At 64.3% G+C, this 14,610-nt stretch carries 18 protein-coding genes and 1 pseudogene; 12 read left to right on the forward strand and 7 right to left on the reverse strand.

Annotation, left to right across the window (positions count from 1 at the left end):
* Positions 1-15: 15 nt before the first annotated feature.
* The 11 genes from AC4BCN_RS02515 to AC4BCN_RS02565 all read left to right on the forward strand — a co-directional run bounded on the left by AC4BCN_RS02515 (position 16) and on the right by AC4BCN_RS02565 (position 9,916).
* Positions 16-1,455, forward strand: a complete 1,440-nt coding sequence (locus tag AC4BCN_RS02515; RefSeq protein WP_490492507.1) for a type II and III secretion system protein family protein — start codon at positions 16-18, stop codon at positions 1,453-1,455.
* Between the two features lie 16 nt (positions 1,456-1,471).
* Entirely contained in the window at positions 1,472-1,774 is a 303-nt protein-coding gene (locus tag AC4BCN_RS02520) for a hypothetical protein (RefSeq protein WP_128140987.1), read from the forward strand.
* Positions 1,764-2,906, forward strand: a complete 1,143-nt coding sequence (locus AC4BCN_RS02525; protein WP_490492508.1) for a pilus assembly protein TadG-related protein — start codon at positions 1,764-1,766, stop codon at positions 2,904-2,906. The genes AC4BCN_RS02520 and AC4BCN_RS02525 overlap by 11 nt, the downstream gene beginning before the upstream one ends.
* 90 nt (positions 2,907-2,996) lie before the next feature.
* Entirely contained in the window at positions 2,997-3,191 is a 195-nt protein-coding gene (locus AC4BCN_RS02530) for a hypothetical protein (RefSeq protein ID WP_490492509.1), read from the forward strand.
* Positions 3,188-3,670, forward strand: coding sequence for a TadE/TadG family type IV pilus assembly protein (locus tag AC4BCN_RS02535; protein ID WP_490492510.1), 483 nt, complete (start codon positions 3,188-3,190; stop codon positions 3,668-3,670). The genes AC4BCN_RS02530 and AC4BCN_RS02535 overlap by 4 nt, the downstream gene beginning before the upstream one ends.
* Positions 3,660-4,268 (forward strand): TadE/TadG family type IV pilus assembly protein, encoded by a 609-nt coding sequence (locus AC4BCN_RS02540; protein ID WP_490492511.1) that lies wholly within the window; start codon positions 3,660-3,662, stop codon positions 4,266-4,268. Before AC4BCN_RS02535 ends, AC4BCN_RS02540 begins: the two co-directional genes overlap by 11 nt.
* A gap of 55 nt (positions 4,269-4,323) precedes the next feature.
* Positions 4,324-5,493: a CpaE/TadZ family protein gene (locus AC4BCN_RS02545; RefSeq protein WP_436482302.1), complete on the forward strand. Its 1,170-nt coding sequence runs from the start codon at positions 4,324-4,326 to the stop codon at positions 5,491-5,493.
* A 57-nt stretch (positions 5,494-5,550) separates the two neighbouring features.
* On the forward strand, positions 5,551-6,897 hold the full coding sequence (locus AC4BCN_RS02550; RefSeq protein WP_436482303.1) for a TadA family conjugal transfer-associated ATPase: 1,347 nt from the start codon (positions 5,551-5,553) through the stop codon (positions 6,895-6,897).
* A gap of 10 nt (positions 6,898-6,907) precedes the next feature.
* Positions 6,908-7,885: a type II secretion system F family protein gene (locus AC4BCN_RS02555; protein WP_490492512.1), complete on the forward strand. Its 978-nt coding sequence runs from the start codon at positions 6,908-6,910 to the stop codon at positions 7,883-7,885.
* 13 nt (positions 7,886-7,898) lie between these two features.
* Complete coding sequence (locus AC4BCN_RS02560; protein ID WP_072455840.1) at positions 7,899-8,837, forward strand: type II secretion system F family protein; 939 nt, start codon at positions 7,899-7,901, stop codon at positions 8,835-8,837.
* An 11-nt stretch (positions 8,838-8,848) separates the two neighbouring features.
* The gene (locus tag AC4BCN_RS02565) at positions 8,849-9,916 is read left to right on the forward strand and encodes a LytR C-terminal domain-containing protein (protein WP_490492513.1); all 1,068 of its coding nucleotides are present in this window, start codon (positions 8,849-8,851) and stop codon (positions 9,914-9,916) included.
* A 67-nt stretch (positions 9,917-9,983) separates the two neighbouring features.
* Here AC4BCN_RS02565 and AC4BCN_RS02570 read toward each other — a convergent pair whose 3' ends face one another.
* A complete protein-coding gene (locus AC4BCN_RS02570; protein ID WP_490492514.1) occupies positions 9,984-10,973 on the reverse strand; it encodes an EDSAP-1 family PEP-CTERM protein in 990 nt (329 codons plus the stop codon).
* A gap of 190 nt (positions 10,974-11,163) precedes the next feature.
* A complete protein-coding gene (locus AC4BCN_RS02575; protein ID WP_128140996.1) occupies positions 11,164-11,538 on the reverse strand; it encodes a hypothetical protein in 375 nt (124 codons plus the stop codon).
* Between the two features lie 160 nt (positions 11,539-11,698).
* On the opposite strand from AC4BCN_RS02575, the gene AC4BCN_RS02580 reads away from it, so the two are divergent.
* Complete coding sequence (locus tag AC4BCN_RS02580) at positions 11,699-12,010, forward strand: hypothetical protein (RefSeq protein ID WP_456148240.1); 312 nt, start codon at positions 11,699-11,701, stop codon at positions 12,008-12,010.
* Between the two features lie 27 nt (positions 12,011-12,037).
* On the opposite strand, the gene AC4BCN_RS02585 is transcribed toward AC4BCN_RS02580, so the two are convergent.
* The 5 genes and pseudogenes from AC4BCN_RS02585 to AC4BCN_RS02605 all read right to left on the reverse strand — a co-directional run.
* Positions 12,038-12,244: a dodecin gene (locus AC4BCN_RS02585; protein WP_034753599.1), complete on the reverse strand. Its 207-nt coding sequence runs from the start codon at positions 12,242-12,244 to the stop codon at positions 12,038-12,040.
* A gap of 134 nt (positions 12,245-12,378) precedes the next feature.
* Complete coding sequence (locus AC4BCN_RS02590; RefSeq protein ID WP_338680430.1) at positions 12,379-13,095, reverse strand: immunity 52 family protein; 717 nt, start codon at positions 13,093-13,095, stop codon at positions 12,379-12,381.
* A 19-nt stretch (positions 13,096-13,114) separates the two neighbouring features.
* Positions 13,115-13,702 carry a Tox-REase-5 domain-containing protein gene (locus AC4BCN_RS02595; protein ID WP_072455832.1) on the reverse strand — a complete coding sequence of 196 codons (588 nt, stop codon included), beginning with the start codon at positions 13,700-13,702 and terminating at the stop codon, positions 13,115-13,117.
* The gene (locus AC4BCN_RS02600; protein WP_072455830.1) at positions 13,702-14,049 is read right to left on the reverse strand and encodes a hypothetical protein; all 348 of its coding nucleotides are present in this window, start codon (positions 14,047-14,049) and stop codon (positions 13,702-13,704) included. The genes AC4BCN_RS02595 and AC4BCN_RS02600 overlap by 1 nt, the downstream gene beginning before the upstream one ends.
* A pseudogene (locus AC4BCN_RS02605) lies at positions 14,036-14,404 on the reverse strand (DUF4123 domain-containing protein); the annotation flags it as partial. The gene AC4BCN_RS02600 and the pseudogene AC4BCN_RS02605, both read right to left, overlap by 14 nt.
* Positions 14,405-14,610 lie beyond the last annotated feature (206 nt).

Below are 14,610 nucleotides of genomic sequence, written 5' to 3' on the forward strand. Positions count from 1 at the left end.
ACCATGGACACGCTCATGAACCGCGCCCTGCTGACACTGTGCTGCCTGCTGTTGCCGCTTGCCGGCGCGGCAGCCGAACCTGGCCCCCGCTGCGGCGGCGAAGCGGCGACCCCCGGCAACTTGCAGCTGCAGGTGGGCAAGTCGAGCATGCTGCGCCTGCCCGAGGCCGTGCTGGCCCGCAGCGTCGGCAATCCGGCCATGGTGCAAGCCATGCTGGTCGCGCCCGACACTTTATATGTGGTCGGCGTCGACGTGGGCAGCACGAACATGATCATCCAGGGCAGGAGCGGCGTGTGCAGCGTGGTGAACGTCAGCGTCAGCATGGATCCGTCCGGCCTGCAAACGACCCTGGCGGCCCTGATGCCGGAAGAAAAAGCCATTCGCGTGACAGCCGTGGCCGACACCCTGGTGCTGTCGGGCACGGTGCAGGACGCGGGCGCCGTGCTGCGCGCCACCGAGCTGGCGCATGCCTATGTGCGCCGCGCAACCGCACCGCTGGCGCTGCCCAAGCCTGCCGATGGCGCCGCCATGCCGGTGGCGGCCACGGCGCCCGCTGGCGGCGCTGGCGGGGCGAACAGCCGCATCATCAACATGCTCGACGTCAGCGCGCCGCAGCAGGTGATGCTGGCCGTGCAGATCGCCGAAGTATCGAAGTCGCTGCTGGAACGGCTGGAAGTGGGCGCCACCTTGCGCTTCGCGTCCGGCAGCTGGGCCACCACCTTGCTGTCAAATTTCTTGAGCGGCACGGCCAATGGCTTGCTCGACGTGCGCAAGTCGAATGGCCAGCAGCTGACCATCGAGGCGCAGAAACAGGATGGCCTGGTGCGCATTCTGGCCGAGCCGACCGTGATGGCGATCAGCGGGCAGGAGGGCAGTTTTCTGGCGGGCGGCAAGATCTTCATTCCCGTTGGCCAGGACAACAACAAGATCACCCTGGAAGAGCGCGAGTATGGCGTCGGCCTGCGTTTTACACCCACCGTGTTGTCGGGCGGGCGCATCAATTTGAAGGTGGCGCCGGAAGTGTCGGAACTGTCGCGCGAAGGGGTGGGCATTTCCGCCGCCGGCGTCAGCGGGCGCTCCATTTTGCCCGTGATCACCACGCGGCGCGCCTCGACCACGGTGCAGCTGTACGACGGCCAGAGCTACGCCATCGGCGGCTTAATCAAGAACAACCAGGTAAGCAACATCACGGGCGTGCCGTGGCTCAGCGAGCTGCCCATCCTCGGTGCGCTGTTTCGCAGCACGGACTTCCAGCATGACCGCACGGAATTGCTGTTCGTCATTACCGCGCACTTGGTCAAACCCTTGCCGGCCGATGCCGTACTGCCGACGGCGCAGCTGGCGCCGCCTTCGCGCACGGACTTGATGTTGCGCGGCAAGATGGAGGGTACCTTGCCGCTGGCGCCGCCGTCCGTGCCGCCACCGCGCGCGGCCAACGGCTTCGAGTTGAAATGAGACGGGGAGATACGCCATGCCGAACTCGTTCCTGATACCGCTGCGGCGCCTGGCCGCCTTGACCCTGGCCATGCAGCTGGCCGCCTGCGCGCACAGCAGCACGCCGCAGCTGGACCCGCGTTTCGGCAATGCCGTGCGCCTTTCCATGGCGCAGCAGGTCCGTTATCCGGCCAGCGCGGGCAATCGCCAGCCTGCCGACGGGCTGGACGGCCCCAGCGCGCACGCCGTGATGCAGCGCTACCGCGCCTCGTTCGTCGAACCGAACGGCCAGGCGCCGCAGCCGGTGCAGTTCATGCTGGGAGGCGGCAATGGCAAATAGACGCCAGCGCCAGCGCGGGGCGATGCTGATCGCCTTTTCCATCCTGCTCATCCTGGTGCTGGGTTTTATCGGCCTGGCGCTCGACGTGGGTCAGGTCATCGGCCGCAAGACGGAATTGCAGAACCTGGCCGACAACGCGGCGCTGGCGGCGGCCGCCGAACTGGTGGGCACGCCCGAAGGCTTGCTTGCTGCCGTGACGCAGGCCAAGAGCAGCGCGGCCGACAAGAGCGCATGGCGGCGCCGCATGCAGGGCGCGATCCTGTCGGACGCCAGCATCCGCTTCGCCAGCGCGCCCGATGCGCCCGCCAGCGAATGGCATGCGGCGGGCGCCGTGCCCGATGCGGCCACGGCGCTGTTCGTGCGTGTCGATACGCAGGCCAATGACCCGTCGCTGGGGCGGGTGGCGACGGCGTTCCTGGGCGCCTGGTCGCCGGCGTTGCGCACGCTGGACACGGGCGCGCGCGCCGTGGCGGGGCGTACCAGTTTGAACCTGACGCCGCTGGCCGTCTGCGCGCTGTCGGCCAGCGCGGCCAGTGCGCGCACGAATGCGGCGCTGCTGCCGGCCGTCGAGCTGCTGGAATATGGTTTTCGCCGTGGCGTGGCATATAACCTGTTGAAACTCAATCCGCACGGCCCGGCGGCCGAACATTTCGTGCTCAATCCGCTGGGCCAGCCCGGTGTGGTGGGCTCGTCGCTGCAGGTCGGCGAGACCAGCGTGCTGCCGTTCGTGTGCAGCGGCACGGTGCTGTACCCGCGCATCGGCAGCGCGCAAGTGCACGTGCACCGGCCGTTTCCCGCCACCTTGTGGCCGGCCTTCAACGCGCGCTTCAATTTGCACGCTGGCAGTGGCTGTCATCCCGTCACGGCGCCGCCCGACACGAATATCCGCGCCTATCCGAATACGGCCGCAAACTGGTGGATGACGAACACGCCCGACGCACCGAGCGCCCTGAGCACCGGCAATCCGCTGCTGTCCGTGGCCGATCCGGAATCGAACGCGACGCCGCCCGCCGTTGGCAGTTACGGGCCGTTGTGGTCGTTTGCCAAGGCGGTCAAATACAGCAGTGTGAAGCCGGCCGGCGGCTACCTGCCGTTTGCCACCAGCGACTGGGCCAAGCTGTATCCGGCCTAGCCCGCCGCGCCGGCCGCCAAGTCCGGCTATCCCGCCACGCCGCCGTACCAGACGCTGGCGTACCAGACGGCGCCGACCGGCAATACGGGCGTGGCGCAGCGGCGCCTGCTGCATATTGCCCTGCTGGCCTGTCCGCTGCCGGCCGGCAGCGACGTGCTGGCGCAGGTGCGGGGCATCGGCCGCTTCTTCATGACGGCGCCGGCCAGCAATGGCGTGTTGAGCGCCGAATTTGACGGCTTGGTGGCCGAGGGCGCGCTGGTGGGCCCTGCGGAGTTGCTGCAGTGAGGCCGCGCTGCCGCGCGCCACGCCGCCAGGATGGTGTCGCCGCCATCGAGCTGGCGCTGATCCTGCTGTTTTTCATGGCGCTGCTGCCCTTCGTGCTGCTGTTCGGCCGCGCGCTGCTGGTGTACACGGCCCTGCAAAAAAGCACGCACGATGCGGCGCGCTACATGGCAACCATGCCGCTGTCGCAGATGGCCGGTATCGGCACGGCGACCCAGGCGGTCGCATTTTCACGGCAGATGGTGACCGAGGCGATGGCGGAAAGCTGGCCCACCATGGAGGCCGCCAGGGTCAGCGTGGACTGTGTCTATGCCGACGATTCCTACAGCTGCGGCACTTATGCGACGCCGCCGCTGCAGGTGCGCATCAAGTTGTCCGTGGACATGCCCGTCGATATCTTGCCCGAGCTGACGCGCAAGTGGCTGCCGCAACTGGCGCCGATCCCGCTGCGCGCCAACGCGACATTACGCTATGTCAATTAACCCGCCTCCCCGCCGGCAGCGCCAGGGCGGTGTTTTTGCCGTCGAGTTCGCCATGCTGGCGCTGTTGTTCCTGCTCTTCCTGTTCGCCATGCTGGAAGTGGCGCGCGCCGTGTATCTATGGAATATGGTGCATGAGATTACCCGGCGTGCCGCGCGCGGCGCGGCCGTCGCCGATTTCAGCAATGCAAGTGCGCTGCAGGCCGTGCGCACGCACGCCGTGCTGCGCGCCGCGCCGGGTGTGCTGCCGCTGGGCGGCGGCATCAGCGACGCGTATGTGCGCATCGATTATCTGTCGCAGTCGAGCGGCGCCGCCGCGCTGGCCGCCGTGCCGGTGACGGTATTGCCGGGCTGCCCGCAACGCAACCGCATCAATTGCCTGGACGATCCGCATGGCGCCAGCTGCATCCGTTTCGTGCGCGCGCGACTGTGCGTGCCTGGCGACGGCGGGCGCTGCGAGAGCGTGCCGTACCGGCCCATCCTGCCGCTGCTGAACGTGATGTTTCCCTCCGGCGCAGGCGCCGTGCGCCTGCCCAACGGCGCCACCATGGCGGTGGCCGAGTCGCTGGGCTATCCGGACAATCCCGGTTTTTGTCCTTGAGCGCCACTTGACGGCGCAGCCGAATGTGTAGACCTGAAAGAAGCGAGGAAGTGCGATGAAAGCCTTGATGATTAGCCGCGACACCAGCTTGCACGATGAAATTGCCGCGCAGGGGGCGGCCCGCATGCCCGTGTTGCGTCTGCTGGAACGGCGCAGCGGCCTGCGCGACGCCGTCGAGCGCATGCTGCCGGAAGCGCCGGAACTGGTGATCGTCGACGCCAGCGGCATCGACGCCGATGAAGCCGACCTGCTCGAGCGGCTGGCGCGCCAGTATCCGCTGGCCGTGCTGATGCTGCTCACGCGCGGCCAGCAGCAGGATGTGCTGATCCGCGCCATGCGCGCCGGCATGCGTGAAGTGCTGCAGCTGCCGCTGGTGCACAAGGCCTTTCACGAGGCGATGGACAGGGTCGATATCCAGGCCGGCGTGACGCAGATGCGCGACGGTAAAGTGCTCGCCTTCATCTCGTGCAAGGGCGGCAGCGGCGCCACCTTCTTGTCGACGAATTTTTCCTACGCGCTGGCCAGTCTGGCCGGCTGCAAGGTGCTGCTGATCGACCTGCACGGCCAGTTCGGCGACGCCACCTTGTATGTGTCGGACCAGAAGCCGGCCATGACCCTGTCCGACATCTGCGCGCAGATCGCGCGCATGGATGGCGCCTTCCTCGCCTCGTGCCTGGTGCACGTGACGCCGAACTTCGGTGTGCTGGCGGCGGCCGACGATCCGTCGCACAAGGTCGACATGCAGCCCGAGCACATGGACCGCATCCTGGCCGTGGCGCGCCAGCACTACGACTACATCGTGCTCGACGTGGGACGCCAGATCGATGCGCTGTCGCTGCGCGCGCTCGACAACGCCGACGCCATCTATCCGGTGCTGCAACTGGCCTTGCCCGACATCCGCGACGGGCGCCGCCTGCTCGACATTTTCCGTTCGCTCGGCTATCCGGGCGAGCGCCTGCGCCTGATCGTCAACCGCTATGAGAAGGGCGGGCGCCTGCGCCTGGCCGACCTGGAACAGGCGCTGGGCGCGGAAGTGGTGCACACGGTGCCCAACGATTACATCGCCGCCACCGATTCCGTCAACCAGGGCATTCCGCTGCTGCAGCTGTCGCGCACCAGCGCCGTGGCGCGCAGCCTGGCCGAACTGGTGGAGCTGGTGACTGCGCGCCGCGTGACGGAAAGCCGCGGCCTGTTCGACCGCCTGTTCAGCCGCAGCGAGGCGTGACGCGGCAGCAGATGAACGATGTCAAGGCTCCCGCCGGGGGCCATCATGGGAGCCGAGATGACTTTACGCGAACGCCTGGCGGCGAATGAAACGGTGCGCCCCGCCACCAATGCACAAGGCGCGCTGGCGCTGCACGCCTACCAGGAACTGAAAAAAACCATGCACCAGACGATACTCGACCGTATCGACCTGGAACGGTTAAAACGCCTGACGGCGGAGCAGTTCAAGCACGAGCTGGCGCTGCTGGTGCAGCGCGTGATCGAGGAAGAACGCATCGTGCTGAACCAGCATGAGCGCCATAGCCTGGTGCTCGACATCCAGCACGAGATGCTGGGTTTTGGCCCGCTCGAACCCTTGCTGGCCGATGCCAGCGTGTCCGACATCCTCGTCAATACCTGCGACAAGGTGTATGTGGAGCGGGGCGGGCGGCTGCAGTTGACGGACGTGACCTTCCACGACAATGCGCACCTGATGAAGATCATCGAAAAGATCGTCTCGCGCGTGGGGCGGCGCGTCGATGAATCGAGCCCGATGGTCGACGCGCGCCTGCCCGACGGCTCGCGCGTGAATGCCATCATTCCGCCGCTGGCCGTCGATGGACCGATCCTGTCGATCCGGCGCTTTGCCGTGCAGCCGCTCACCATCGCCAACCTGCTCGACTACAAAAGCCTGACGCCGCCCATGGTGCAGGTGCTGCAGGCGCTGGGCCAGGCCAAGGTCAACATCCTGATTTCGGGCGGCACGGGCAGCGGCAAGACGACCCTGCTCAACGTGCTGTCCGGCTTCATTCCCGGCAGCGAGCGCATCGTCACCATCGAGGATGCGGCCGAACTGGCGCTGCGCCAGCCGCACGTGGTGCGCCTGGAAACGCGCCCGCCGAATATCGAGGGCAAGGGCGAAGTGAGCCAGCGCGCGCTGGTGCGCAATGCGCTGCGCATGCGGCCCGACCGCATCATCCTGGGCGAGGTGCGCGGCGCCGAGGCGCTCGACATGCTGCAGGCGATGAACACGGGCCATGAGGGCTCGCTGGCGACCATCCACTCGAACACGGCGCGCGACGCGCTGGCGCGGCTGGAAAACATGGTCGGCATGGCCAATGTGAACCTGACGCCGCGCGCCACGCGCCAGCAGATCTGTTCGGCCGTGACGGTGGTGATGCAAGTGTCGCGCCTGACGGACGGCGCGCGCAAGCTGGTCAGCCTGCAGGAAGTCACTGGCATGGAAGGCGACATCATCGCCATGCATGAAATCTTCCGCTTCGAGCAGACGGGTGTCGATGCCGATGGCAAGGTGCAGGGCCACTTCTGCGCCACAGGCGTGCGGCCCCGTTTTACGGAACGCCTGCGCATGTTCGGCGCACCGGTGCCCGACAGCGTGTTCGACCCCGACCGCATCTACGAGTAAGGAGGGAACCATGGACCTCGTCTTCTACGGCTTTGCCGTGCTGCTGTTCGCCGCCTGCATCCTGATGGTGGAAGGCGTTTGGCTGTGGTGGTCGGGCACGCATGGCAGCGCGGCGCGGCGCATCAACCGGCGCTTGCGGCTGATGGCGGCGCGCGGCGAGGGGGGCGGCGAGCGGGTCTCCATCCTCAAGCAGCGCCGCTATGCGCGTTCGCCCGGGCTGGAGCGTTTGCTGCGACGCACGCCGCAGGCCGCAAAGCTCGACCATTTGCTGCTGCAATCGGGCTTGTCCTGGTCGGTGGCGCAATTTCTCGGCGGCACGGGCGCCTTGCTGCTGGCGGCCTTGCTGCTGCTGGCGGCCTGGTCGATGCCCATGCCCGGCGCCGTGCTGCTGTTGTCCTGCGCCGCGAGCGCACCGTGTTTGTGCGTGTTGCGCGCGCGCGCGGCGCGGCTGAAAAAGATCGAGGCGCAACTGCCGGAAGCGGCCGATTTCCTGGCCCGCGCGCTGCGCGCAGGCCACTCGTTTTCGAACGTGCTGCAGATGGTCGGCGATGAACTCAATGAGCCGATCAGCGGCGAATTCAAGATGGCGCACGAAGAGATCAATTACGGCGTGCCGATGAACGAGGCGCTGCAAAACCTGGCCGCGCGCATTCCGCTGACGGACTTGCGCTACCTCGTCATCGCCGTGCTGGTGCAGCGCGAATCGGGGGGGAATTTGGCCGAAGTGCTGGTCAGCATCGCGCGCATCATCCGCGCCCGTTTGAAGCTGCTGGGGCAGGTGCGCGTGCTGTCGGCCGAGGGACGCATGTCGGCCTGGGTGCTGGGACTGATGCCGGTGGTGATGATCGGCGTCATGGCCCTGGTCAACCCGCAATACATCCGCCTGCTGTGGACCGATCCCAGCGGCATCAAACTGCTGTGGTACGCGGCCGGCATGGTGGCGCTGGGCGTCGTGTGGATGCGCAACGTGATCCGCATCCGCATCTAAAACAGGAGGTGCTATGAGCGGTGCACAACTGCTGTTTCTCGTGATCGTCTTTGCCGTGGTGGTGGCGCTGGCCCTGCTGGCGTGGGTGATCTTTTTTCCTGGCACTTTGCGCCAGCGCCTGTTTGGCGCCACGGCGCCGGCCGCCAGCGAGGCGGTGGTGGAAAATGGCTGGGTGGAGAGGGTGGCGCGCGTGGCGCAGCCTTTCAGCAAGTTGTCGCTGCCGGAAGAGGGCTGGGAACGTTCGCCGCTGCGTACGCGTTTCATGAACGCGGGCTGGCGGCAAGCCAGCGCGCCGGCCCTGTACTTCGCGGCGAAATCCGTGCTGGCCCTGCTGTTTCCCACCGTGCTGGGTTTGTATGCGGCCAGCGCCATGGCGGCGCAGCTGCGCAGCGTGCTGCTGTTGCTGCTGTGCGTCAGCGCCACCATCGGCTATTACCTGCCCAACCTGGTGCTGGCTAGCACGGCCAAGCGGCGCCAGCGCGACATCTTTGAAAACATCCCCGACGCGCTCGACTTGCTGACCGTCTGCGTGGAAGCGGGCCTGAGCCTGGAGCGCGCGCTGGTGAAGGTATCGGGCGAAATCCACATCAAGAGCGTGGTGCTGGCGCAGGAATTGCAGTTGGTGCTGATGGAGATGCGCGCCGGCTTTTCCAAGGAAAAGGCGCTGCGCAACCTGGCCCTGCGCAGCGGCGTGGAAGACGTCGACACCCTGGTCGCCATGCTGATCCAATCGGAACGTTTCGGCACCAGCATGGGCGATTCGCTGCGCGTGCATTCGGAAAACCTGCGCGGCAAGCGCAGCCTGCTGGCCGAGGAGGCGGCAGCGAAGATCGCCCTGAAACTGCTGTTCCCGCTGATCTTTTGCGTCTTTCCCACCCTGATGCTGGTGCTCATGGGGCCGGCCGTGATCGAAGTCTATCGCGTGCTCGTGCCGGCCATGGCCAGCCGCTGAAAGGAACTACCATGCGCTTGACGATTTCCCGCCTGGCCGCCGCCTGCGCCTGCCTGGGCCTGGCCGCCTGTACCACGCAGTTGGCCCATGTGCCGGTGGCGGCGTGGCCCGACGCCGATGGCGCCTATGCGGCGGGACGCCAGCATTTCGAGCGGGGCGACTTTCCTGCGGCGCAAGCGGCTTATGAACAAGCCCTGCGCCATGCGCCGCGCCACGTGAACGCGCGCAACGGCCTGGCCGTGCTGCATGCGCAGCGCGGTGAACACAACGCGGCGATCGCCCATTGGCTGGCCTTGACGCAGGAGGCGGGCATGCCGCAGCCGCGGCAGGCCTATCTGTTCAGCAATCTCGGCCATGCCTATTATTTGAGCGGGCGCGATGCGCAAGCGTTGACTGCGCTGGAACAGGCCTGTCTGCTCGACCCGCTCAATGCGCTGGCCTGGCGGCATCTGGCGCAGGTGCTCGAACGGCTGGGGCAGCACGAGCGCGCGGCCGTCATGCGGCGCCAGGCGAGCAGCTTGCAGGAACACGATGTGCGGCGCGACATGGCCTTGTTGCGCGCCGAGGTGTCGCCGAAGCTTGCGCCCGAGCCTGTGCCGGATGCGCCCGCCATGGCGCGCGTGGAGATCACGCAGAGCGATGGCTTGGCCCGCCTGCGGCGCGTGCCGTCGGCCGTCGTGCGCAGCGTGCCCGCTGCCGCGTCGGTGTCTGTGGCGCCGGCACCGGCAGCCGGAGCGCCGCATCCGCGCCTGGAAATTGTCAACGGCAACGGCGTGCCTGGCTTGGCCGCCGCGCTGGCGCGCAGTCTGGCCGGTGCGCCCGTGCAGGTGGTGCGCCTGGCCAATGAAACCAGCTTCCAGGTGGCGCGCACGCGCGTCGAATACCGGCCCGCGCAAGAGCAGGCGGCGCGCCAGCTGGCACGCCAGCTGGGCGCCCAGGTACAGACCCAGGCCGCCGACTGCCCCACCAGCGAACTGCGCCTGGTACTGGGGCGCGACCTGAGCGACCCCGCCATGCTGCACCGCTATTATCTGCAGCAATTGCAACTGGCGCGCCGGGCGCTGGCACGGCTCGGTTAAAACATCGTTGTCGGCATAAAAAAACGCGGCGCCTTTTACTGGCGCCGCGTGTTTTTCATGCTGCGGATTATTTCGGCTGGCGGCGGCGCGTAAAAGCCAGGGCCGCCAGTCCCATGCCCAGCAGGAAGAGGGTGCCTGGCTCCGGTACTTGCAGGGGCTCGATGACGACGATATCGGTGCGCGTGGACTTGGAAAAGTTCAAGGTGTAGCTGCCAGCGGGCAAGGCGAAATTCGAGGTCAGGGAAAACATCGCAAAACCATTCGCAAAGGCGCGCGAGGTGGCCGGGTCGTTGGTGCCTGCCGTCATGTTCAGGCTGAAGGGATCGAGGCTGCCGACCGTATGGTTGCCATTGACGTCGCTGCCATTGCTGGCGTCGCCATCGGGCGCGAACTGGAAGATCACGCCATCGGCATTCGCATTCGACAGGCAGCCCACGGGACTGGAAGTATTGCATGAGATATTGAAGATATCCATGATCGATACGCTCGACTTGTCACCCATGGTCGTCACGCTGGTGCGCAGATCGCGCCGTCCCATGAAGCTGAAGGTGATGAAGCCGGCGCTCGACAGGGTCAGATTGACGGAGCCGGTGAGCGTGTCGCCAGCTGTGGCCGTGGCGGCGCCGACTGTGTCGCGCTGTGCTTCCGCAACGGCGCGTACGGTGGAGCCGCCATTGAGCATGTTGCCGAATGCGTGCGCGTCGCCGCGTGCGAACTCCAGGGTGGAACTGGGGCTGGGCGCGTAGTTATTTTGCGGCAAGCCGCCGCAGCCGCTGCCCGAACACACTTGCAGCACGTCGGCATTGGCGGCCGGCCCCGTATTGACGGCGCGCGGATTGACGGCCACGCCGCCTTCGAAGAAGGCGCTGTCGCTGGCATTGCGGTTGGCGCCGACCAGCGACAGCGCGCCGGCGCTGGTGGTGATGCGGAAATTGTTCAACTCATTGACGGCCAGGCCGTACGCACCGGCCTGCGCCTGACCGCTGGCCAGCAAGCTTGCCGCCGCCAGTGCGCCCAGCCAACCCAGGGTCTTGCTTCGTGTGTGATCGACGTTCATCGCAGCCTCTTATCGTAGTCAGTCTCGGAAAATCCGGGGGAGAAAGAATCCAGAATGACCGGCCTGGATTCATCTCGTAGACAGTGATAAGCAGCTTGCGTGCCACACAAAAAAAGCATATTGAATCAAGGGCTTGCGCAAAGCCGACTGAGCCGGTGGAAGCAAAGTGTAAGAAAGGCCGACGCCGTTTTCAGGTGCCCCGGTGATAGCCGAGGTGGCCACCCGAATTGCGCGCGCAGCCGCAACCGATGCGCGCCACTTCCTCGCCTTCCGCCAGTTTCCAGTTGGTAATCGTCGTGTGCTGCCAGTCGATGTCGCTTTTCTTGACAGGCTTTACCGTCAAGGTGCGTGTTTCCGCATCCGTGTACTCCATCAGCTCCTCGTCGTCGGCGATGTCGAAATGGCGGTGGATCAGGGAAATGCCGAAGCGGTCAAGCGCGCCGTAGCGTTGCAGCACGTCGCGCAGTTCGCGAAAGCAGGCCAGGTCGTCGGGTAGCAGCGGATTGACGGCGGAAATATCGGCGACGGGCTGCCATTGCATGGCGTGGATGTTCAGGCTGTGCATGATAGGCTCCTGTGCCCCGTGATGGCAGGACCAGGCTGCCAGAGGGGCACTGGCACCCTGTCGAAACGTCCATCGTGGCCGCAAAGCCGCTGCGGTGTTTGCGCCAGATCAAAGGTGCGGCACATCGCCTCGCGCCGATAATTGCCCGGTAAAATAGGCCATGGCAAACAAAACCCCCACCTTCCCCGGCGCACGCACGGGCCGCGGCCAGGTCCTGGCCGTGCTGCTGTCGAACCGTGACCAGTCCGGCGCCGAACCGCTGCAAGGCCGCGTCTCGCTGGCCGCCATCGTGAAAGCGCTGAAACGCAAATATCACTGGCCGATCGAGACGCACAGTTTTCCCGCCAACACGCAGGATGGCCGCGCCAGCTGGGCGACCGTCTACAGCTTGCCGGAAAAGGTCATAGAGACTGCGCTCGACAGCGGCGGCCGGGAATGGCTGGAGAGCCGGGGAGCACCTGGGCGGCGCTGAACGCGCCGCCTACTTTACTCGATCTCTTTATTCGAGCCGGAAGCCGACCTTGAGCGTAACCTGAAAGTGCGCCACCTTGCCGTCGACGATATGGCCGCGCGATTCCGTCACTTCATACCAGTCCATATGCTTGACCGTCAGCGCCGCCTTGGCAATGGCATCGCGTATCGCCTGATCGCTGCTCTCGGTCGACGTTCCCACCAGTTCGATCAGCTTGTAAGTGTGTGCGGACATGATATTCCCCCAGGTAGGCAAGCCAGACATCGGGAGCCTGCTTTGCGCAAGCACATGCTCATCTTGCGCCTAAATGTGCTGGACGTCATTGCGCGGTGCAGCAATGCGCCGCGCATGCCGAGAGCTATCCTTTATCAAATATCGACATAGCGAGGCAGCAAGTCCTGATCGACCAGGCGAATTTCAATGGCGTTGGCGATCTTCACGTGCTCGGGATTTTCATCAGAAAAAGGCTCGTCGGTGACGCTGACGATGATGGTGCCGATCTGCTGGTCTTTACCTTGCTCGCCCGTCGCCATGACGGGTACCAAGGCACGGGCTTCTGGCACTTGCTGGGTCGTCAGTACACGCGGCAGGTACAACATCCAGCCAACACCTGGGCGATCCTTGAAGACTTGTTTTCTAAAATACTGATTACGTGCAACCGTAATCAATACCGGCCGTAGGGAATCCGCGATAATGGACAGTAGCTCTTTTACGCCATCAATGCCGAGCCGTTTCGCGGCTTGACCGTGATCGCTGATCTCCAGACTCCGAGAGGGCCAGTCACTGTCGCTGAACCCGAGCGCAATACTCGCGCCATCACCGTCTCCGAGCTCGCCATTCCAGGCACTGAGATATCGGAATTTCTCACCCTTGAACTCGGCCTCGAGTACGGCTTCGGCTGCAGTGGTGAGTTCTCCCGAGGCATCGAAAACCGGATAAAGAAACGACTCTGCTTCTGTCTCCTGCGACAGAAACCAATTCTTTCCAAACGCCTCAGTTTTTTGCAAGAAGCGGATAATTGTCGCGATTTTTTGGACGGAAGGTCGGAACGCAATGGTTGGGTTCGCTGCATCGCGTTTGAACAAAGATTTTATTATCATAATATTATGGAATGTAATAAGTAGTAATACCCAGTGCACTTAAATTGGGCAGCATGTGTTCATACGCGAGTGGCGTTTGAAAGTACCAGATTAGCGAGGCTGGTGGGTTATCCTTGACAATATTGGACTGGGCGGTGGCCTGTTTTAATACCATGTTCTGGAAAATACTTTTTTGAAAATCGTATTTAAGTTCACCGTTTGCTTTAAAAAACTGGTCATAATCGGCTTTTGCTTCCTGCAACAAGCACAAGCGGGATTGGAAGCCGTCAAAGTCCTTTCCTTCAAACACCCATTCCATGCCAATCAGGAAGCCGGTAATCCGCGCTTGGTAGTCGCGTGCGGCTGGCGACATGCTGTGTGGAACAGCCATCAGCGTCCCCTTGTCTGGCGGGCACCGGCATCTTTCTTTGGTATCGCTTCGCGTCTCGGCACGCGCGAGGGGGGTGACGCGGGCGTCTTTTGCCTGTTCTGCCTCTTTTTTGCGTTTGCGCAATGCATCGTCCGTGAGCACGGCACCTGCGGCGGCGACACCCAAGGCTAACAAAATTTTCTCCACGACTGCTGGTATTACCAATATCGGTAGCGCAGCCATTAGTGCTCTCCTTCCAGTTTTTTATCCATCACCGCGATCAGTTCGTCGAACCTCTGTTCCGGCGTGGCGCCAGGCTTGCGCAGGTAGGCATCAACCAGCGGGTCGTCATGAATCCCAGGCGCGTCGGCCGCCAGATACATCAGATGTACGATATGTGGCGTGGACCTGAAATCGATTCGAATGGCGTACGTGTACGCAGCCAGCATGCGCTCGATCACGACCATGCGGCCTGGCTGGATTGCCATGTCGGCCCGCTTGGCCAAGAATTGGTCTGCTACTGCGATGACAAAATCTGTGGTGTCGCCGGTCTGCACTGCACGCCATTGCTCCTCGCTAAACGTCAGCATTGCGCCTCCCTATGATTGCCCGCTTGCCGTCGAGCAGCAAGTGCCATTCATGAATGTGGCCAAACATCGCCTCGCGCTGTGCCGGCTCAAATATTTGTGCCAGCTTCACCAGCACGCGCGGATCCCAAAAGCGAAGCAGCGCTGCGCGGCCATCCGGTAGCCGTGTTTCCAGGTGTAGTTGCAGCAACTGCGCCAGGCCGCCGAGGTCCTGTACGGCGAACAGCCAGGTAACGGAAGGTGCTTCTTGCTCCAGTGCGGCCAGATCTTCAAGAAAAGAAGGCGCTGCTCCCGCCACGTCGACCAACCAGGGGCCTGCATGCGCGAGCGCAGCGTCGGATGTGCCGGTGAACAGCGGGTAAAGGCTTTGGGAACTTGGATTCTCTGACCCAGCGCCAGATTGTCACTGGACTGACTGGAGTAATCCTGGTTTTGCCGGACGATTGCCAGTTGCAGGAGTGCTGGCTAGTTCGGAAATTCTGATGACTTTGCGTGACATTGCCCACCTCATAAAAATTCGCTATAGCGTCGGATACGCCGCGATGAGAGGAACTATCGCTGTTT

The sequence above is a fragment of the Janthinobacterium sp. Bl 1 genome (assembly GCF_058215535.1).